Source organism: Teredinibacter turnerae T7901 (assembly GCF_000023025.1).
Classification (GTDB): Bacteria; Pseudomonadota; Gammaproteobacteria; order Pseudomonadales; family Cellvibrionaceae; genus Teredinibacter; species Teredinibacter turnerae_B.
On record NC_012997.1, the window covers coordinates 4,317,040 to 4,336,775 of the forward strand.

The window sequence follows — 19,736 nt, forward strand, 5'->3', positions numbered from 1 at the left end:
CTCTATTTCTTGTTCTTAACTTGATAGCGTACGGGACGATTGAGCTTGCCGAGTAAACCCTCTTCTTCGGCACGCTTTAGCCATTCAGTTAATTGAGACTTGTGAAGCTGTGTGCTTTCAATCAGCGCTTCAGCGGTTACTGGCTTTTTAGCCAAATATTGTAGTTCGGAGACAAACAGCTGATAGAAATCGACAGAGCCTGATGAGGCAGCTTCACTTTCGGCAGTCTGCTCTGAATTTACAACATTGTATGCCTGATTTTCGTTAACGGCACTCTCGATTTCTGACTCAACAACTTCCTTTTTATGGTCAGGTTCAATCTCAGGGTCAGACTCAGTCTCAGCAAAAAACTTGGGCTGTGCAGGCGTGGAAAAGAGATCGCCCATTTGTTCCTGCACCTGATTCGCACGCCCACCGTCATTACACATTAATTGCGCAATCCTGAAAGCTTGAGTATCAGCCTCCAACCAACGACCACCTTTGGTGACCAAATCGGCATTGGCCGCATCTTTGTCCGTTGTCTGCTTAACCCACAGCGGCACCCATGCCTTTTTCAGATTTTCTTCTGCTCCGCTGAGCGTACCGCCCTTTTTGCCCGAGTGAATCACCAATGAGCTGTCAGCCAGGCAATAGATGTATTTGTTGCGGGCCATGGCATTTCCAGCACTGAATCCTGCCTCGGGATAAAAAGGCGATACCAACACGGCATGATCATCCATCAAGCCTTTACGCCACTTAATGCTGGTCGCTGATTTTAGCAGGCTATCGGCCATCACGCCGATCACCACACCACCTTGTTTCATAGCACCCAGCATTGCCGTTTCATCGACACCCCGAGCACCACCAGAGACAATGGCAATACCCTCTTTTGCTGCTTTCGCACCCACTTGCTCGGTAAAAGCCAAATCAGCCTCACTGGCATTGCGCGAGCCAATAACCGCCAAGCCTCCGGCATTCAACAAGGCTTTGTTACCACAACCAAACAGCACTGGGGGGGAATCAGTTTTTAGCCTCTGCTTTAAGCGTTTGGGATATTCTGGATCAGAGCGGGTCACCACCCAGAGGCCAGCCCGCTGCCATTTTTCCATGGCCAGTGCGAGGCTGTGGCCACGGTTCAGCAAAGCAATAATTCGCTCCGCACCGATACGCGCATCATGCCAACCTTGCAGCAAGGCTTTCGGGTCGGTTACCAACAGGTCTGCTGGTGTGGTGGATTTTTCCTTTAACCACAAGGCAAACCGCCCCCATTCCGCGTTAGTCAGCGGTTTTGCGCTTTCGCTACTGGCTTTTGAAAAATAGCTGGTTAGCAGCAAGGTCGCTTGCGCTGTGGGGGATAAAGAGCTTTCAGCCGATAAAGCCCCATCAGCTGAAGAAAAATGAGGTACATTCATGAGTCTTTCACCGAAGATGAAGCCAGAGCAACGGGGAAAACCACACCGCTGCCTGCTTGCTGTAAGAGTGCCGCGATGACCGTTAGCGTCCAGCCGGAATCCACTATGTCATCTACTAACAGAACTGGTTGCCCCTGATAAAGCTGAGTTACAGCAAACGCGCCATCCAGATTGCGGCATTGGTGGAAGCGATTCTGCTGACCTTTTTGAGGCTGGTTGTCTTTCACTTTGCTAACTGCACCCATAAACGGCAAGCCCAATCGTGCAGCCAGACGACGCGCAAACTCCGGTACCAATTCAGGATGATTCAACGAAGGTACGCAACACACCCACTGAGGATCTGGGTCGGGCTGCCAGCGCTCTCGAATCATTTCTGCCATGGCTTCAACCAATTCATCACCGAAACGCCCGGCATGCTTATTATCCGCTACCGTCCGCCCCCAGCCGGCATCACCCCAGCGGGATAAAACACGGCCTTCCTGGGCGCGAAGTTGCTGGGGCAAATTGCCGCGAAAGCCGTATTCCAGAAAGGCATTGGCCGCCACCTGTGCTTTTGGAGTGATCACCATTTCCGCGTGCTTTAGGAAGGTGACTGCGCGATGGGCCAAAGCGGGATCAATCGCTGCATTGAGAAGAGGCTGCCCCAAGCAAGACGAACATTTGCCGCAAGGCGTAGGATCGAGATCGTCCAGCGCCCGGCGTAAAAATGTCATTTTGCAGCCAGCATCATCCAGATACGCCTGAACCTCTTGCCATTCCTGCACACGCTGCCCGGTTAAGTGAGAAATTCGGGCATGATCCATTTGATAGCGAACAGGGGTTCTGACCCAGCGGCTACCGTCTTTGATCACAGGAGCCGGGTTTTCCACGCTCAGCAGCTTCAGCACTTTCTCAATCTGACCGTGGCGCAGGTTGGTTTGCTCTTCAATGCTGCGAATCGACAAACCGTCGCTTTGTTCCAGCACCTGCAAAATCTCATTCACCTGAGCTTCTGACGGAAAGGCCGAATCGCGGAAAAATTCGTGAATATCCTGATCTTCCACACCCGACATCAACACACCAACCGCATGAGCAATGCCACGCCCGGCACGGCCCACCTGCTGGTAATAGGCAACGATAGAACCCGGCGCTTGATAGTGGATTACAAAGCTTAAATCCGGCTTGTCGTAACCCATGCCCAATGCCGTGGTGGCTACCAATACTTTTAACTGGTTGATGAGCAGCAACTCCTCTAGGTGCTGGCGGTAGGAGTTACTGTTTTCAAAGCCATCGGCTTCAACGCTGCCGTGGTAAGCCTTAGCGTCAATACCATTGCCGCTTAACCACTGTGCCACTTGTTCTGCACTATCCACAGTTGAAGTGTAAACAATGCCCGTGCCTGGCAAGGTAGGGATCACCTGGGCTAACCAGGCCAAGCGGGACGCCTGATCCGGCAGCACCATGGTTTGTAATCCGAGGCTTTCCCGGGTTAAAGGGCCACGGTGAATTTGAATATTTCCAAGCTGAGTTTGAATATCCGCAACGACACGGTTATTCGCCGTTGCTGTAGTACCCAACACCGGCGTGTTGGCGGGCAACTGGCGAAGAATATTCACGATGCGGCGGTAATCCGGGCGAAAATCATGGCCCCAGTCAGAAATACAGTGTGCTTCATCAATCACCATCAGGGCGATGCGGTCGGCAATGGGCTGCATCACGGTTTCGATAAAGGTGTCGTTAGCCAATCGCTCAGGGGAAATCAGCAAACAGTCGATTTGATTATTCAGAATGCGCTGCGTCACCGCCTGCCAGTCGTTTTGATTGGTAGAGTTCATGGTCTCCGCAACAATGCCCAAACGCTGCGCTGATTCAATTTGGTTGCGCATCAAGGCCAGCAAGGGGGAAACAATAATGGTTGGCCCCATACTACGATCACGAAAAATCTTGGTGCTGATAAAGTAAACCGAACTTTTACCCCAACCGGTACGCTGTACCACTAATAGCTTTTGCCGATGATTCACCAAGGCATCAATCGCTTCCCATTGCCCATCACGGAATTCGGCAGCGGGGTTAGCTAGCGCTGTTTGCAGTAATCGTTGGGCTTGGGCACGGTTCATGATCACTCCTTGATTTACACGGTCAGCTCGCCGCTCATAAGTTTGGGTAGCAGCAGGTCGCGTGCTTGGGCGAGTTTCATATTCTGGATGCTCAAATTATCAATCTGGCTGAACACATCTTTAACTTGTTCTGTAAACTCATCGCGCAAACTTGATGAAGGAACTAAGAAAGGAATATTTTTAAACGTATCAACGACAATCGCATCGAAAACAGCGCCACTAGCTCTCGCTTTAAACTGCTCTATTGATGCTTTAAGAGAACTGTATAAAAACTCCTGAGATATTTCGCCTTTAGTAACTAGTGCATAACAAGACTGATTCATAGCCATTGGTCGCTGAGCAAAAGAGAGCTTGCCTACTGTGCCTCTAGCGGTAATAAATACTGTGTATTTTGGATAAAGGCGACCGTTACACTTCGACAGGCCCAAATCAGTAATTGTCTTTTCGGTGTTGTATGTAAAAAGACCTTTGGCATCTTTGGGTGTGAAGAAAGGAATTTCACCATCCCAGAACTCAGTAACCTTCGTTTTTGGAGTGCCACCACTTAGAACATCCATAACTTTATCTGCGGTAGTTTTATCCCACCCCTCCGGCACACCATCGATAGTCTTAACTTGCTCATGACCGGGGAAGCGCAGGTGAACAAACCATTCCTGATACAGCAGGCGAGCGGATTCTTCCAGCAACTGAATACGGCGGCGGTTGTTTTCGATGAGGTCGTCGTAGGACGCTAAAATTTCGACTATTCTCTGTTGATGATGCAAGTCTGGAGCTGATATTTGAAAATCAGGAAAATCCTTTATCGGAAGCCTATTTACAGTCGCACCAATAATCACCTTGGTATCAGCATAAGCTCGCCATAATGGAGAAAGAAAATAATATAAAAGATATCTTGGAACTAACTTACCTTCATCAACTCTGACGAGTCCCATCCGGCGCCCAAGACACCCGTCAAATCCTTCCGGAATAATCGCGTAACGATGTAATGTAGCCTCATAAGAAAAAACTACATCGTTCTTTTTTGGTTTAACCCTTCTAGTCCACTTTGGAAACTCCTCATCCGAAATAAACTTAGGGTCGGACAAATCCAGAGAACCATTCTCAGAAACATTCTTGATACCAAGAAAGCTGTGTCCAGATTCTGAATCTTTTGGTGTTGCATGTGGGCCATCAAAGACTGTGCAAGCAAAATCCTTTAGAGACGCTGTTATCCAACTCATACCCCCAACTCCTCAAAGTTACGGGCAATTTTTGCGGCTAGCTCTATGGCCTCAGAATTCAAACCTTGCAGTTCAATATGAATATCGCGCAGGGCTTCCTCAAAATCGAAGTCTTCATCCACTTCTTCTGGCGCTACACCCACATAGCGGCCCGGCGTTAGGCTCCAGTCGGCGGCTTCAATGTCTTTAATATCCACCAACTTGACTAGACCTTCGACATCGCAGAGCTTGCCTTCAGGGAAGCGGCTTAACAGCCAATGGGCTTGCTTGTAGAAGTAGCGTACTTGTTTGAGTTGTTCCACGGCCAGCTTTCGGGCCTCATCGGCAGTTTTCCTCAAATTGCTACGACCTCGACCATTGAGCAGCGTGTTATCCCAGAGTTCGCTATCCTTCGCATTGTTCGCTTCGGCCAGTTCAATCACACGGGTTGCCAGCTTATAGGCCAGGTCGATTTCTTTAATCAGGTTGCGGCTTTGTTCAGCGACCTGATGCAGGCCATCTGTTCTTTCGATAAAGGTTTTGATTCCTTTGACTGAGCGAAGCGGTTTCTTTTCCCATTCTGTACCTAAATCGTAAGCAACGTCATCAAATTCTTTCCAGCTTCCCTCGACCAGTGTCAAAGCAGCCGCAAAATCAGCAAAAGTGTCGGCCTCAACGCCTTCTTTTTTCAGTTGCTGCATAAATGGCTGGGTGGCGATTTTGATTTTTGTCAATTGAGCAATCACTTCTGCTACAGGCTCATAATCGTCTTCCGGCCATTGGTGGCAGTGCTCTGCTTCCCGTAATGCGCGGGTAACATATTCTTGGAGAAGTGCGATAAAACGCGCGCCTTCACCACGGTAGAGCCAAACCACGGCGGTCAGGTTCTGCTGCTGCTCGGGGCTGAAGTCGTAAATCTTGCGGGTAACTTTGCGGTAGACGTTGCGGGCATCCAGCATTAGCACCTTGTCCTTCAGATATGCTGGCTTGTTTTTATTTAAAAACCACAGCTGGCACGGCACGGTGCGTGTGTAGAAAAAATTGCCCCGAATATCGACCATGATGTCCACATGACCGGTTTTGACTAATTGCTCGCGCACCTTGGCTTCGTCACGCCCGGCACTGGAAGCCTGGGATGACATAACAAAACCAGCCCGGCCGGTGTCGTTGAGATAGCTATAGAAATACTGAATCCACAGGTAGTTGGCATTACTGACTTTCTTGTTTTTGTTCACGCCCGGCAAACCGAAAGGCAGGCGGCGCTTGTCGGCTTTGATTTTTTCTGCATCAACCTCATCCACATTAAAGGGTGGGTTCGCCATCACGTAATCAGCAGTACCGAATAGACCTTCATGTGGCTCTTGCGCAAATGTGTAATACGTTATGGCTGCCTCACCGCCTTCTACATTGCCTTCCAGACCATGAACTGCCAGGTTCATTTTGGCCAGACGGGTGGTAACGCGGTTCTTCTCATGCCCATAAAAGGTGAGCTCGTGCGGATCTTGCGCATGGCGCTCCATAAAGTGGGCGCTCTGTACGAACATGCCGCCGGAACCGCAAGCCGGGTCAAAAATTTTGCCGTGGTCTGGCTCCAGCACATTCACAATCAACTGCACCAACGAGACTGGGGTGAAAAATTCACCGCCATCGTGGGCGCCCTGATCGGCAAATTGGGTGAGAAAGTATTCGTAGATACGACCAAAGATATCGCCAGTCGCCTTTTTTAACTCATCCGGGTTCAAAGTTCGCAGCAACATGCCCAGGACATCGTTGGGAATATTGTTGTATTCCTGCTTCGGCAGCTGGTTGCGAAGGTTGGTGTAATCGGCCTCGATGGAGTCCATCGCATGAATGATGGCTTCGGCCCGATTGTCCGCATCGGTAAGGGCAATCAAGTAATCAAACTGTGCTTCGGGCTTTAGATAGATAGCGCTCTTTTTAGAGAAGTCTTCTTTAGTGAGCTCGCGGGTCTTGCCACTACGACTGGGCAGGGTGGCGACAATATCGTCTTTTACCGAGAGAAATCGGCTATAAGCGTGGCGCAGAAAGATCAGCCCCATTACTGGCAAAAAGTATTCGTTACTGGCTAGCTCGGAGTTAGCGCGTAGGGTATCCGCCGATTTCCACAGGCGTTTTTCAATTGCTTCGATGTTTTCCAGTTGTGCCATGAGGCCGAATTCCTAGTTATCTTCTGAATTACTGATTGCTGATGTCATTGCTTCGCTGAAACTGCCGCGGTTGTGCCGGGCTGCAATATATTGCTCCAACTCGCTCTGTTTAAATCGCCAGGAGTTACCCACTTTAAAGCCCGGTAGGTCACCGCTTGCGGCCAGGCGATATATGGTCCGCTCATTCACCTTGAGGTAATCGGCCACGTCTTTGATGGTCAGTATGGGGTCACTCATGAGGAGATTGCTCAGCTATATCGGAGGTGTCGAAAAAGTACAAGGATGTCAATATAAAGAATCTGGAAGGGAGATCAAGCAAGAACGGTTTTCGGGCTTATTGATCGCCAAACAAGCGCTGGTAGTCGGCCTTGAAGTTGGCAGGCATGTCTGAAAAGTATTTCCAGTATTCGATCAGACCATTGATGGTAAGCATGTCTGTATGGCCGCAGTCCAGCATGATTTTGAGCAATTCTAAGGTAGGCATGACTCTAGCTTCGAAGGCTATAGCCAGCTTGGTCATATCCTGATCGTCCGTCACGACCGGAACACCCAATTCCAATGCATAGGCGATGTACCAGGTGTCTACACGAGATGGGCCGGGCAATTCGGTTTGCACATGATCCCAGACGTATTCGAAGGTTTGCTGAATCGATTTCTTTTGCTTCCTGCCGATTTGGGGGAAGTGTTTGCGATTCTCGGAGAATTCCTCGTCATCCACCCAGGGGAACTTACTTTGAAGTTTTCTGGTACCGAGCTCGTCATTCAGTTCAGGCAGGATGTACAGGCAATATTCGTTGTCACCAAAGGGCACAAACAGTAAGGGGCTTATAGTTTTGGCCAACCTTAGGTAGGCGTTGGTATCAACGAGGATTTTCGATTGCGGCATCAGGTCAGCTCTGCGTGGATACTCCGTGCATCGAGGAGTGGCATATCCATCACAGTTTGAACGTATCCAGACCCTTTATCGTGCTCTTTCAGATATTTTCGGAGCAGGTCGAAGAAAGGAGTTTCGAAAGCGCCTTCTACTTTTTCAATGTAGTCTCGGGCGCTTGGGTGACCGTGTTCGTCCAGCTCGGAATTGCCAAACAGGGCTTCGCTGAGGTTCTTGTACTTCTTATTGAAGTTGGTCACCGCACCGGGGAAAGCCGATTTACTGGGTTGTATTTGAGGCTGCCCTGTGGACACGGCATATTTATTCACTTGCCCAATCACTGTCCAAGGCGAGATTGTTAACTGATCAGCCAAGCCGATGACATGTGTAATTTTGGCCGCAGGAAAGACTTGCGACATGATTGAGGCGTATGCCTGCTTCGCCAACTCGTGCGGATAAAGCAAGCTCGCGGCAAAAGCATCGGCGAAGTCTTCCGCATCATCACCCTCAAGGCTTGGCGAAAGACAGTGCCCCAACTCATGTGCCATCCAGAATTTGAAGTCATGGATATTGGTATCCAGATTCAGGTAAACCCATGTGCTGCCCGAGTCAGGAAGGTGTATGTGCACTGCATTTTCATGACGCTGCTTTGCCCCCCACATAACTGGGACCACAACGGCCTGTAGTTCGCTGAAGCGGCGAATCAAATGCGTGAAATCCACACACTCCACCGGGCCAAGGTTAATATCTTCTCTTACTTTCGCTGTTACCGTTCGAAGATAGTCATAATCACAGCTCGGCGACTTGAGTACCGGCGGCATTTCAAAGGTGTCAAACGGCAGATAGGGCACGAGGTGACGTAAAAAGCGACCAATCTCTTGCGCTTTTTCGATATGGTGGTCCTTGGTTTTGGTGCCGCGCATTTTGCGGAATGCCACTTTGGGGGCATGCGGATCTTCCTTGACGACCAAATCATCAAAAGCAAGATTGAGCAACTTGCCTAACTGAAGTAGTTTGTTGGGTCGAGGAAAAGACTTGTGCAAAAGCCACTGGGAAACGGCTTCTTTGGTTACGCCCAAAGCATCAGCGACGGCTGTTTGGGTTAACCCTGCCTTATCGATCGCTTGCTGTGCCTTGGCTGTATTAAGTCTCTTTTGCATGCGCGAAGTATATGTAGAAGTCAAGTTTTGTCAAGTTTAAACCTCGCATAATGGCCTTCTTTTAACTTCTCAGAATACCTATCAAGAAGGGTCGGTTAACCACATACTTCAGCCCATTGGTTAGGCTATCTCACTGATTTTAAATGAAATAAATTGTTTAAATCTTGACCTGCCATCTATACTGTCATCAATTCGATAGTCAAGCTCGCCAGTCTTCATAGCCAATATAATCTGGACTATTGAAAATCCTTGGCGCTGAACACCCGCCATAGATACAGTACTCGAAGGAGGCTCTGACTTGCGAGCATTGCTCCGCAGCACACTGATCATCTCCAGGCAGCCTAGTTTATCGACAACCCAATCGCGATTCAGGCTATCTGTTTCTGTACTGTTAGGATAGCTCCTGCGCCCCAGGAGCTGTTTGAGTTCACTAATACTTGCCCCAATTAATACATCCGCAAGAATTACTTCGTTTTTTCAAGCAGATCTGATGATCTCCCTGGTGACAAGGTTTAGCGCAACAGAACTCGATAATGACACCTTCTTCCCACAAATCAGCGGACATTGAATCTCACCTCCGTCGACATTGTCCGTTCTTCCGAGCGTATATCAAACGTTGAGAACTCTAATGCTAGCTAAGATAAATTTCTCTCAGGCTTACCTTAGCTCCGAGCTTCGCAATTAAGCGGGATAGCGGCATCGCCAAACTTATGAGTTCAGCGCACCGGTGAAGATTCCGTACACCCAAGGTGGGACGCTCTTTGTATTGATAAAGCTTTTCGCAGTTTGATATTAGTGGTTGGTAGATCGCTGTTTCATCAACCAGCAAAAAACTTGTACCAGTATTTTCTAGCGAATCTTCGAAACCTGTGAAAAGTTCTTGGTAATGCTCACTCTTGGATCGCTCAGATGGTTTCACCTCGACATATTTTCGGCCACCAGAAAGGTATCGCACTTCAAAATCCGGCGTGTAGGTACGTAGTTCAGCTCCAACGAAAACCGTAAGTGTTCTAGGATGTGGAAAATATTCTTCTATCTCGGGTCAAATTCGAGATAGAGGAATATTTTGATTTCAGAATGGATTCTACGAGGATGGATTTTCCGCCATTCGCCTTAACCGGAGGAAACCGAACGATGTTTTTGACAGCAGATCTTTTGAGCTTGCGGGCTGGGGCGTTCATGTAAAGGCGTATCCAAAGCACCCTTGCTCAAACTATACGCCACTGCATAAAGTTTCCCTAAAATTATTTGTAAGTTAGTCCTATCCATTTATAGATTTTCCCTGCAATTTACAGCACTACCCCACTTCCGCCATATCCCCCTTGGTCTCCAACCATTCTTTACGATCGCCGGAGCGTTTTTTTGCGAGGAGCATATCCATTATTTGGTGGGTGTCGTCGCCGGGTTCTATTACCAGTTGAACCAGGCGGCGGGTATCGACGGCCATGGTGGTTTCGCGCAGTTGCATGGGGTTCATTTCGCCCAGACCTTTAAAGCGCTGTACGTTAACTTTGCCTTTTTTCTTTTCGGCGGCGATGCGGTCGAGAATGCCTTGTTTTTCGCTTTCGTCGAGTGCGTAGTAAACATCCTGGCCTATATCGATACGGAACAATGGTGGCATCGCGACGAATACGTGGCCAGCTTTAACCAGCGCAGGAAAGTGGCGAACGAACAAGGCACACAGCAAGGTGGCAATGTGCAAGCCGTCTGAGTCGGCATCCGCAAGAATACAAACTTTGTGGTAACGCAGATTTTCCAGGTTGTCGGAACCCGGATCGATACCCAGTGCAACGGAAATATCGTGCACTTCCTGGGACGCCAGTACCTCGGCGCTATCGACTTCCCAGGTGTTAAGAATTTTTCCGCGCAACGGCATAATGGCTTGATTTACGCGGTCTCGCGCTTGCTTGGCGGAACCGCCAGCGGAGTCACCTTCCACTAAAAACAACTCACCTGCGGCTGGATCGTCCGAAGAGCAGTCGGCGAGCTTGCCTGGCAGCGCGGGGCCTGCGGTTACTTTTTTGCGCGCGATTTTTTTGCTGGAGCGAACCCGTTTTTGTGCGTTGCTGATGCAGTAGTCCGCCAGTTTATCGCCGTCGTCGGTGTTTTGGTTCAGCCATAGGCTAAATGCATCTTTCGCCACACCCGAAACAAACGCCGCCGCTTCGCGCGATGACAAGCGCTCTTTGGTTTGCCCTGAGAACTGAGGGTCTGCTAGTTTGGAGGACAACACAAAACAGCAATTTGCCCAGATATCATCCGGCGCCAGCTTTACGCCACGCGGAATTAAATTGCGGATCTCGCAGTATTCGCGCATGGCCTCCATAAGCCCGGTACGCAACCCGTTTACGTGGGTGCCGCCCTGCGCGGTGGGAATAAGGTTAACGTAGCTTTCCTGCGTAATCTCACCGCCTTCGGGTAGCCATTGCACGGCCCAGTCTGCGGCTTCGGTTGCGGCACTGAAGCTGCCAACAAAAGGTTCGGCCGGCAGGGTTTCCCACCCTTGCGTTGCGGCAGTCAGGTAGTCACGCAGGCCGTCTTCGTAATACCAGGTATCGGTTTCGCCGGATTGCTCATCCGTAAAGACCACTTCCAGACCAGGGCAGAGCACCGCTTTTGCACGCAATACATGGCGCAAACGCGAAACAGAGAACTTGGGAGAATCGAAATATTTTGGGTCTGGCAAAAAGCGCACGCTGGTGCCTGTGTTGCGTTTGCCGCAGGTATCCACCACATGCAAATCGACGGATTTATCGCCACTTTGAAACCCTATGCGATACACCTGGCCGTCGCGCTTGATCGTCACTTCCAGAATTTTTGACAGGGCATTAACAACTGACACCCCAACACCGTGCAGTCCACCGGAAAACTGGTAATTTTTGTTGGAAAATTTACCGCCCGCATGCAGCGTGGAAAGAATAACTTCTACCCCCGGTTTGTTTTGTTCGGGGTGTAAATCCACGGGCATGCCGCGACCGTCGTCGGCGACACTAATGGAGTTATCCTTGTGCAGGGTGACTTGAATTTTTCGGGCAAAGCCAGCCAGCGCTTCGTCGACACTGTTGTCGATAACTTCCTGTGCCAAGTGATTCGGGCGGTTGGTATCGGTATACATGCCCGGTCGTTTTTTGACCGGGTCTAAGCCCGTGAGAACTTCAATATCTTCTGCGGTGTAATTTGCCATGGTTCGCTTACTAGATTTCGTGGTTTTAATTATTCGCCCGAGGAGTGGCTGCCAGTAGGTGCGCTCGCCTGGGTTTAAGGCGTTTGCAAAAAGTTTAGTATCTCGGGCAGCCAGTTTTCGTATCCGTCAAATGTGTGACTGCCACCTTCTTCAATGGTTTGACGCGACGCGTGATACTTGGCCACGGACTGCTCATACGGCAGGGTTTCGTCACCTTTCTGGACCATTAGCCAATAGGCCTCTGGACGACGCAGGTTAGCATAATCGCAGGCCTTTAGCGCTGCTACATGGGAGCTATCCAAACGGTATTCCGCTGAGGAATAGTAGTTTTTGAGCGGCTTATCGAGCAATTCGCCAACCAGATTTTGCGGCGTTACCGCCGGATTAATCAATACCGCACGTTTTACCCGTTGACGTTCAAGCAGCCATGTCGCCCAGAAGCCGCCCAGCGAACTGCCGATCACGCCAATTTGCTCCGCAGGTAATTCTGCGGTTAGTTCATTGAGCGCTGCTGAAGCCTGCTGTGGGTAGGAAGAGAGTTCCGGGCAGAGAAATGTGATACCGGGGTGATGTTCCGCCATCCAGCTGGCGGTTACTCGTGCTTTCAGCGATTGGGGGGAACTGAGAAAACCGTGGATATAGAGCAAATACTGCATAGGGAGCGCGCTACCTCGAGTTGTTCAACGAACAATTCTAACGTAAATGACGGTTAATTAGCGCAGAGATCTGAACGGGGATTGTCACACCTCCGCCAGAGGCGGAGGTGAAATATGAACTTATTGGTCGCAGGTGGGTGGAGCCTTGGAACTTGATTGACTAGACGGCGCGAGGTCTAGTAACCCGTTGACGCAAAGTCAATTTGGTAGACCTTGTCTTTAATGCGGCACACCTGGGTAGTGAGTTCACCATTGGCGTGCAGCTCGAAACGTCGATAGCCCGGCATTACGCGGTCTACGCCAAAGTCGGACGAACGCGGCAAGAACTGTACGCAGGTGGACGGCGTTGCCAGTAACTTAACGCCTTTGCGCTCCGCGTCGAACTGCTGATGCACGTGACCCCAGCAGACGGTTTTAACGTTCGGGTACTTATCGAGGATTTTGAAAAAAGGCTTGTTACTGCGCACAACGTAGGTATCGAGCCACTCGCTGCCAACAGGAATCGGCTGGTGATGCAGGAAAATAGCCGCAGGTAATCGCGGGTATGCACTCAGCAGTCGCTCGAGACGGTCGAGTTCGTAGTCTTCCAGATCACCACCCACTTCCATGGGAATACGGGAATCGAGGAAGATCATATTCCAGCCACCGCGCACGCAATGGGCTTCGATAGGCAAACGCGCCACCTGGTCCATATTGGTGGGATCGTCGTGATTACCAGGTAACCATGCCAGTGGTGTATTAGGGAAGTAGCGCTCGATCAACTGGATAAAACGCTCGTACGACGCCACACCGCCATCATTGGAGATGTCGCCAGTGGCCAAAATCAAGTCTGGGGCTTCGTTCGCCTGAATCAGTTGCAGCACATCGTGCAGGCTCTGATCAGTATCCATGCCGAGGAGCTTTTCCCCCGGCACACTGCCCAGGTGACAATCCGTTATCTGTAAAAGTCGAAAAGGACGCATAGTCGTTTATCTGTTCGTATTCAACATCCGCTATTGAACGGAGATCCTGTTACGGAGTTTGCTGGTATATAGACTTTGGTACCAGAAGCTCCAACTTAGTTCCATACCTTTGGAACTCACCGTATATATACGCGCAGGTGCTAATAAAATACCCTTCTTAGGAATAAAACACCACATTTAGACGCGAGAACTATCTTGACTACAGTGTGGTATCGATTTCGGAGAAAGCGAAATACTATTTCCGCTTTACGAGAACCTTTTCACAATTATACGCAGGGGCGTAGCCTTGGCTGTGACAAAATTCCAGCCAGTCGCCGAGAAAGCGGTTGAGCTCCAGTTTTTCGTCTGGGGCATACATTTGGGGGTTGGGGTAGGTATATTGTGGCTTCCAGTTTCGGTGCCGGTCCCAGGAGATAATTTCTGCCATATTGGCGTCATGATAAAGTCTGACCACAAGCTTTGGCGGCTTAATACCCACCAAATGCTGCACGACTTCGACCGTTGTCGTGTAGGGGGCGGCGTCCACCACCTTGAGCTTTACTTCGTGCACGTGGCGATCACCCAAGGTGAAGTCCCACTGCTGACACCCCTCCTGCCAGTTCGGCATTAGAGTGAGCAAGCGATGGAAGTTCATCTCGCACAATGCGTGATGCGCGCCAATATCTACGCTGGGCAACTTTTGTGGTGCCTGCGAACTACTCAAACTCAGTTACCCCCTGACGTAATTTCTCGCGATTAATCTGTATCCACTGCAAGCCTAGCAAGGTTGCAGAGTTATTGGTGCGACCAGCATACATGGATTTAAACACATCTTCAGCAGGGTAGGTTTCGAAGCGAATATCTTCGTGTTCTTCGTCCAAGCCATAAATACCCCCAGCGTTTGCAAGGTTACAGATAGCCGCGTAGAGATGAATTTTTTCGTTGCAGCCGCCCGGGGTTGAATAGTACCGGGAAATAGGAATCAGCGTGGCATTGGTAATACCCGCTTCTTCGGCCAGCTCGCGAGCCATGAGCTCGTCTGGTGTTTCGCCCTCTTCCAGCATACCTGCCACGACCTCGAGGCACCAGGGGCCCATCTCCGAGTCGATTGCGCCCACGCGGAACTGTTCAATAAGGCCAACCAGATCGTTTTCCGGATCGTAGCAGATCGCCGCTGCGGCTTCGCCCCGGTGGAAAAGCTCGCGGCGAATAGGCTCCATCCACTCTCCCGCAAACGTTTTATGTTGCAGTTTAATTTCGTACATTTTAAAGAAACCGTCATATACGGTTTTTTCACTTAACACCTTAACGGCTTCCTTGCCCATACCGGTATCGAACTTCGCCATAGTTGCTAACCTTTGTGAGTTATTAGCGGTATAACATTTCAGTCAGTGGGAGTTACTGAAACCTTCGGCAACTCCCACTGAAGCTACACCTTCGAATAAATTTCGCTGCCTTGCGCGCGAAACTCGTCAGATTTCTTTTGCATTTCGGCCTCCACATCCACCATACGCACTACCTCCTCCGCTTCGCCGGGTGCGCGCGGAGTAATCTCCGTTCCATGCTCAGCCGCGTAGTCTCGCACTTCCTGAGTGATTTTCATGGAACAGAACTTGGGACCACACATCGAGCAAAAGTGCGCAACCTTAGCCGATTCTTTGGGCAAGGTCTCGTCATGGTAGGCGCGTGCGGTGTCCGGGTCGAGCCCAAGATTGAATTGATCTTCCCAGCGAAACTCGAACCGCGCCTTGGACAGCGCGTTATCCCTGATCTGTGCGCCCGGGTGACCCTTCGCCAGATCTGCCGCGTGCGCGGCAATTTTGTAGGTGATAATTCCCTCTTTTACATCATCCTTATTGGGCAGCCCCAAATGCTCTTTTGGCGTAACGTAGCAAAGCATAGCGCAGCCGTACCAGCCGATCATCGCGGCTCCAATGCCGGAGGTAATATGGTCGTAACCCGGTGCAATATCGGTGGTTAAGGGGCCGAGGGTATAAAACGGCGCTTCGCCACACTCGCGTAGCTGCTTGTCCATGTTTTCTTTTATCATTTGCATGGGCACATGTCCCGGGCCCTCGATCATGGTCTGCACGTCGTGCTGCCAGGCAATTTTGGTCAGCTCACCCAGGGTTTCAAGTTCACCAAACTGCGCTTCGTCGTTGGCATCGGCTATAGAGCCTGGGCGCAAGCCATCGCCGAGAGAAAAGCTCACATCGTAAGCTTTCATAATCTCGCAGATGTCTTCAAAGTGGGTATACAGGAAGTTTTCCTGGTGATGGGCAAGACACCACTTCGCCATAATTGAACCGCCGCGCGACACAATACCCGTCACCCGCTTGGCCGTTAGCGGTACGTACCGCAGCAGTACACCAGCGTGAATCGTAAAGTAGTCAACACCCTGCTCCGCCTGCTCGATTAAGGTATCGCGAAAAATATCCCAGGTGAGATCTTCGGCAATACCATCCACTTTTTCTAGCGCCTGGTAGATGGGAACGGTACCAATCGGCACCGAGGCGTTGCGAATAATCCACTCGCGCGTTTCGTGAATATTTTTACCGGTGGATAAATCCATAATGGTATCGGCGCCCCAGCGGGTTCCCCAGGTGAGCTTGGCCACTTCCTCTTCGATCGACGAGCCCAGTGCGCTGTTGCCAATGTTGCCGTTAATTTTCACCAGAAAGTTGCGACCGATAATCATCGGCTCCAGCTCCGGGTGATTGATGTTCGCGGGGATAATCGCGCGGCCACGCGCAACTTCTGAGCGCACAAACTCCGGCGTAATTTCGTCTGGAATCGCTGCGCCGAACGCCTGCCCCGCATGCTGCTCCTGCAACACGCCTTGTTCACGTGCCTGCTGCAAACTCATATTTTCGCGAATGGCGATATATTCCATTTCCGGAGTAATAATGCCTTGCCGGGCGTAGTGCATTTGCGAAACATTAGCCCCGGATTTCGCGCGGCGGGGTGTGCGTAAATGCTGAAAACGCAGGCTGGCGAGTGCGGGGTCGTTCAGTCGCTGTGTGGCGAACAGCGAACTCTTCTCCGCCAGCGCTTCGGTATCGCCCCGCTCATTAATCCAGCGCGAACGCACATCGGGCAAGCCAGTGCGCAGGTCGATCTGCACCTCTGGATCGGTGTAGGGGCCGGAGGTATCGTACACTCGCACCGGTCGATTTTGCTCTCCGCCAAAATCGGTGGGCGTGTCCGCGAGTGAGATTTCCCGCATTGGAACGCGAATATCGCTGCGCGAACCCTCGACATAAATTTTGCTGGAATTTGGGAAGGGTTGTACAGACGATTGGTCCACCTTGGCGGTTTCACTCAAGTAGGTTTTTTCATTCGCGGCCATTGGGTTCTCTCTCGTGTTGGAGGTTTAGTTTTTGGTGTTCGAGTCTTCCATTAAATTTCTGAAAGATGAATCTGTGCGTAAAAAATTAAATATCACGGCAATCGTGAGGAATCAGAAACTGCAAAGAAATGCTGCAGCGGCCCGTTTTCGTCGACCAGGTTCAAACTGTCTGCGTGTGCAATAGCCTGCTGGATAAACCGTTTGGCGCACGCAACTGCGACTGGTAGCGCATGCCCTGCCGCCAGACCGGTAGCTATAGCAGTCGCCAGGGTGCACCCAGTGCCATGAGTATTTCGCGCTGCTAAGCGAGGACTTGCGAAACGTTGGACTGTATTCGTTTCACTCAGCAAAATATCGATCGCGCGGCTCGATGCCAGGTGGCCGCCCTTGATTAACACAGCTCGTGGCCCCATTTCCCGCAGAGCTTTTGCTTGCACAAGCATGTCACTTTCATCAAGCGCTGGTGGGCAGTTCAGTAAACGGCTCGCTTCGTGTAGATTCGGGGTAAGTAAAGTGACACGCGGCAGTAGCTGTGCCACTAATTCGCCGCTCGCGTTGGAGAGCAGATCACCGCCTGCAGTGGCCGCGAGAACTGGATCGAGTACAACCGGAACATTGGGCTGAGTACGCAGTAAATTTGCGAGTTCAGCAATTAAAGCGGCGTTGCCCAGCATGCCGACTTTGATTGCCCCCGGCGTTATATCCTCGGTTACGGCGCTAAATTGCGCACGCAGTTGTTCCGGCGCGACTGGCCACACAGCACTGACACCGCGGCTGTTCTGCGCGGTCAGGGCCGTGGTCACGGTACAGCAGTAGCCACCGAGTGCGGCAGCAGTTTTAATATCGGCTTGTAAACCGGCGCCACCGAGAGGGTCACTACCGGCAATAGCAAGCACCACAGGTATTTGCGTATTCATTGGGTGTTGTGACGGGGGAAGAAGCAGGCGCAAGCAAGGCGGGCAACTTGTTCCCTACGCTGGTACTATCCAGATCAGGTCAGCGGGTATTTCTCAGCCGTAAAACGGCACCCCGACAAGTGTTAATTGGCCGACGAGTGTATGAAGTTGCGCCAATGGTGTAAAGGCGTTTCACGTTTTTTATTAGATTGACATTTTCTTAACAGGCTTCGTGTTCTAATCTGCGCTTGGCGTTAGACGTAGACTGCATGCGGATTTTTGCAGCCCGTTGAAGTTGAAAACTTTGGTGTTGGCGGGGTCGGCCTGCAATGGCACAAACCAGAATTTACGACACACTATCTCATGCGGCCGGCTGGCTGCGGTTCACCATTATTTAGAGTCAGGAAGTTCCCATGATCAAAAAATGCATTGCCATTTTATTGCCGGTGGCGATTGGCGGATTAACAACCAGTATCCAGGCGGCCACGCTCGAAGAAATTTATCAACAGGCGCTGGAAAGCGATCACACCTACAAAGCTGCACAAGCAAACCTGGATGCTGGCAAAGAAAGCAGCAAAATTGGCCTCGCGGGATTGCTTCCATCCGTGAACGCAACTGCGAGCTATACCGACAAAACGACCGATAGCTCGGGCAAGCTGGACGATGGCACCGATCTGGACGAAAGCTCAGTCGACGGCACTACCAGCGGCTATCAGGTTACCTTGAAACAGCCACTGTTCAATATGAATTCCTGGTACCGCTACCAGAATGGACGAGCAACCTCAGATATCGCCGAAGAGCGGTTTGATATCGCAGAGGAAAGCCTGATTCTGCGCACCGCCACCGCCTACTTCGACGCCTTGCAAGCCGTGGATAACCTCTCCACCGCGAAAGCCGAAGAAAACGCACTCTCGCACCAGCTCGAGCAAACCCGCCAGCGTTTCGAAGTGGGGCTGACAGCCATTACTGAAGTACACGAAGCGCAAGCGGTGTTCGATTCTGCCACAGCAGAGCGCCTGTTAGCGGAAGGGCAGTTGGGCATTAGTTTCGAGGCGCTTGAAGTTTTGACAGGCCGTCCGCAGTCCAGCCTGGCTCCGCTCAAGAAAGATTTGCCGGTTGCCAGCCCAGTACCCGCAGAACGCACGGCTTGGGTAGAAATGGCTCTGAAAAACAACAACACACTGCAAGTGGAAAAGTTGAATGCCGATGCCGCCAAATTTAACAAAAAGGCTGCGACAGCAAACCACCTGCCAACTGTCACCTTCGAAGCCGGGTACTCCGATTACACTAATGAAGGTTACAGCCAGAACTTTGGACAAGATGGCGAGTTCGACACCCAGGAGCAATCAATTGGCGTAGTCCTGTCAGTGCCTATTTTCAACGGCGGCGGTACTTCAGCCAGTCGACGTCAAGCGGCCAAGCAATATATTGCTGCGCGGGAGGTGATGAGCCAAACCCAGCGAGACGTGATCCAGCAAACCCGGTCGCGCCACCTGACAGTCTTGACCAATGTGGCCACAGTTAAAGCACGCTCTCAAGCGATTGTTTCCAACCAGAGCGCGCTGGAAGCGACCCAGGCGGGCTACGACGTTGGTACACGCGACCTGGTGGACGTATTGAACGCGCAGCGCAACCTGTACCGTGCACAACGCGACTACTACGACGCCCTCTACTCATATGTTTTAAGCACCTTGGAGTTGAAACAAGCAGCAGGCACCCTCTCGTCCGAAGATGTGGCGGAATTGAACCAATGGCTGGACACCAGCCGCAACGTTACTGTGAGCATGTAAGCAACACTCAAGCTCGCACAGGCAAACAAAAAAGG

At 51.0% G+C, this 19,736-nt stretch carries 15 protein-coding genes and 1 riboswitch; of the genes, 1 reads left to right on the forward strand and 14 read right to left on the reverse strand.

Annotated elements, in window-relative coordinates:
• Positions 1–2: 2 nt before the first annotated feature.
• The 14 genes from TERTU_RS17350 to thiD all read right to left on the reverse strand — a co-directional run bounded on the left by TERTU_RS17350 (position 3) and on the right by thiD (position 17,932).
• Entirely contained in the window at positions 3–1,391 is a 1,389-nt protein-coding gene (locus TERTU_RS17350; RefSeq protein ID WP_015818971.1) for a DNA-processing protein DprA, read from the reverse strand.
• On the reverse strand, positions 1,388–3,487 hold the full coding sequence (locus tag TERTU_RS17355; RefSeq protein WP_015818765.1) for a RecQ family ATP-dependent DNA helicase: 2,100 nt from the start codon (positions 3,485–3,487) through the stop codon (positions 1,388–1,390). The genes TERTU_RS17350 and TERTU_RS17355 overlap by 4 nt, the downstream gene beginning before the upstream one ends.
• Positions 3,488–3,501: 14 nt before the next feature.
• Positions 3,502–4,707, reverse strand: a complete 1,206-nt coding sequence (locus TERTU_RS17360) for a restriction endonuclease subunit S (RefSeq protein WP_015818055.1) — start codon at positions 4,705–4,707, stop codon at positions 3,502–3,504.
• The gene (locus tag TERTU_RS17365) at positions 4,704–6,854 is read right to left on the reverse strand and encodes a class I SAM-dependent DNA methyltransferase (RefSeq protein ID WP_015817297.1); all 2,151 of its coding nucleotides are present in this window, start codon (positions 6,852–6,854) and stop codon (positions 4,704–4,706) included. Before TERTU_RS17365 ends, TERTU_RS17360 begins: the two co-directional genes overlap by 4 nt.
• A 12-nt stretch (positions 6,855–6,866) precedes the next feature.
• Positions 6,867–7,091: a helix-turn-helix domain-containing protein gene (locus TERTU_RS17370; RefSeq protein ID WP_015818596.1), complete on the reverse strand. Its 225-nt coding sequence runs from the start codon at positions 7,089–7,091 to the stop codon at positions 6,867–6,869.
• Positions 7,092–7,188: 97 nt separating this feature from the next.
• The gene (locus TERTU_RS17375; protein WP_015817979.1) at positions 7,189–7,740 is read right to left on the reverse strand and encodes a hypothetical protein; all 552 of its coding nucleotides are present in this window, start codon (positions 7,738–7,740) and stop codon (positions 7,189–7,191) included.
• Positions 7,740–8,885, reverse strand: a complete 1,146-nt coding sequence (locus tag TERTU_RS17380) for a helix-turn-helix domain-containing protein (protein ID WP_015817133.1) — start codon at positions 8,883–8,885, stop codon at positions 7,740–7,742. Before TERTU_RS17380 ends, TERTU_RS17375 begins: the two co-directional genes overlap by 1 nt.
• A 1,297-nt stretch (positions 8,886–10,182) precedes the next feature.
• A complete protein-coding gene (parE, locus tag TERTU_RS17390; RefSeq protein ID WP_015817609.1) occupies positions 10,183–12,069 on the reverse strand; it encodes a DNA topoisomerase IV subunit B in 1,887 nt (628 codons plus the stop codon).
• Positions 12,070–12,143: 74 nt separating this feature from the next.
• Positions 12,144–12,725, reverse strand: coding sequence for a YqiA/YcfP family alpha/beta fold hydrolase (locus TERTU_RS17395; RefSeq protein WP_015819435.1), 582 nt, complete (start codon positions 12,723–12,725; stop codon positions 12,144–12,146).
• Between the two features lie 176 nt (positions 12,726–12,901).
• A complete protein-coding gene (gene cpdA / locus TERTU_RS17400) occupies positions 12,902–13,687 on the reverse strand; it encodes a 3',5'-cyclic-AMP phosphodiesterase (protein ID WP_015818880.1) in 786 nt (261 codons plus the stop codon).
• A gap of 235 nt (positions 13,688–13,922) precedes the next feature.
• On the reverse strand, positions 13,923–14,390 hold the full coding sequence (locus TERTU_RS17405) for a DUF1249 domain-containing protein (RefSeq protein WP_018013916.1): 468 nt from the start codon (positions 14,388–14,390) through the stop codon (positions 13,923–13,925).
• Positions 14,383–15,012, reverse strand: a complete 630-nt coding sequence (locus TERTU_RS17410) for an NUDIX domain-containing protein (protein WP_015820057.1) — start codon at positions 15,010–15,012, stop codon at positions 14,383–14,385. The genes TERTU_RS17405 and TERTU_RS17410 overlap by 8 nt, the downstream gene beginning before the upstream one ends.
• 83 nt (positions 15,013–15,095) lie before the next feature.
• Positions 15,096–17,015, reverse strand: coding sequence for a phosphomethylpyrimidine synthase ThiC (gene thiC, locus TERTU_RS17415; RefSeq protein ID WP_015820713.1), 1,920 nt, complete (start codon positions 17,013–17,015; stop codon positions 15,096–15,098).
• Positions 17,016–17,107: 92 nt separating this feature from the next.
• Entirely contained in the window at positions 17,108–17,932 is an 825-nt protein-coding gene (gene thiD / locus TERTU_RS17420) for a bifunctional hydroxymethylpyrimidine kinase/phosphomethylpyrimidine kinase (RefSeq protein WP_015820065.1), read from the reverse strand.
• Positions 17,933–17,966: 34 nt separating this feature from the next.
• Positions 17,967–18,057, reverse strand: a riboswitch (TPP riboswitch).
• Positions 18,058–18,324: 267 nt separating this feature from the next.
• Here thiD and TERTU_RS17425 point away from each other — a divergent pair.
• Positions 18,325–19,701: a TolC family outer membrane protein gene (locus tag TERTU_RS17425; protein WP_015817016.1), complete on the forward strand. Its 1,377-nt coding sequence runs from the start codon at positions 18,325–18,327 to the stop codon at positions 19,699–19,701.
• Positions 19,702–19,736 lie beyond the last annotated feature (35 nt).

What these genes read in the sequence shown, in the direction of transcription:
- TERTU_RS17360 (WP_015818055.1), bottom strand. Translation starts at nt 4,707, where the DNA reads ATGAGTTGGATAACAGCGTCTCTAAAGGATTTTGCTTGCACAGTCTTT.
- TERTU_RS17375 (WP_015817979.1), bottom strand. Translation starts at nt 7,740, where the DNA reads ATGCCGCAATCGAAAATCCTCGTTGATACCAACGCCTACCTAAGGTTG.
- TERTU_RS17425 (WP_015817016.1), top strand. Translation starts at nt 18,325, where the DNA reads ATGATCAAAAAATGCATTGCCATTTTATTGCCGGTGGCGATTGGCGGA.
- TERTU_RS17395 (WP_015819435.1), bottom strand. Translation starts at nt 12,725, where the DNA reads ATGCAGTATTTGCTCTATATCCACGGTTTTCTCAGTTCCCCCCAATCG.
- parE (WP_015817609.1), bottom strand. Translation starts at nt 12,069, where the DNA reads ATGGCAAATTACACCGCAGAAGATATTGAAGTTCTCACGGGCTTAGAC.
- thiC (WP_015820713.1), bottom strand. Translation starts at nt 17,015, where the DNA reads ATGGCCGCGAATGAAAAAACCTACTTGAGTGAAACCGCCAAGGTGGAC.
- TERTU_RS17410 (WP_015820057.1), bottom strand. Translation starts at nt 15,012, where the DNA reads ATGGCGAAGTTCGATACCGGTATGGGCAAGGAAGCCGTTAAGGTGTTA.
- thiD (WP_015820065.1), bottom strand. Translation starts at nt 17,932, where the DNA reads ATGAATACGCAAATACCTGTGGTGCTTGCTATTGCCGGTAGTGACCCT.
- cpdA (WP_015818880.1), bottom strand. Translation starts at nt 13,687, where the DNA reads ATGCGTCCTTTTCGACTTTTACAGATAACGGATTGTCACCTGGGCAGT.
- TERTU_RS17370 (WP_015818596.1), bottom strand. Translation starts at nt 7,091, where the DNA reads ATGAGTGACCCCATACTGACCATCAAAGACGTGGCCGATTACCTCAAG.
- TERTU_RS17380 (WP_015817133.1), bottom strand. Translation starts at nt 8,885, where the DNA reads ATGCAAAAGAGACTTAATACAGCCAAGGCACAGCAAGCGATCGATAAG.
- TERTU_RS17355 (WP_015818765.1), bottom strand. Translation starts at nt 3,487, where the DNA reads ATGAACCGTGCCCAAGCCCAACGATTACTGCAAACAGCGCTAGCTAAC.
- TERTU_RS17365 (WP_015817297.1), bottom strand. Translation starts at nt 6,854, where the DNA reads ATGGCACAACTGGAAAACATCGAAGCAATTGAAAAACGCCTGTGGAAA.
- TERTU_RS17350 (WP_015818971.1), bottom strand. Translation starts at nt 1,391, where the DNA reads ATGAATGTACCTCATTTTTCTTCAGCTGATGGGGCTTTATCGGCTGAA.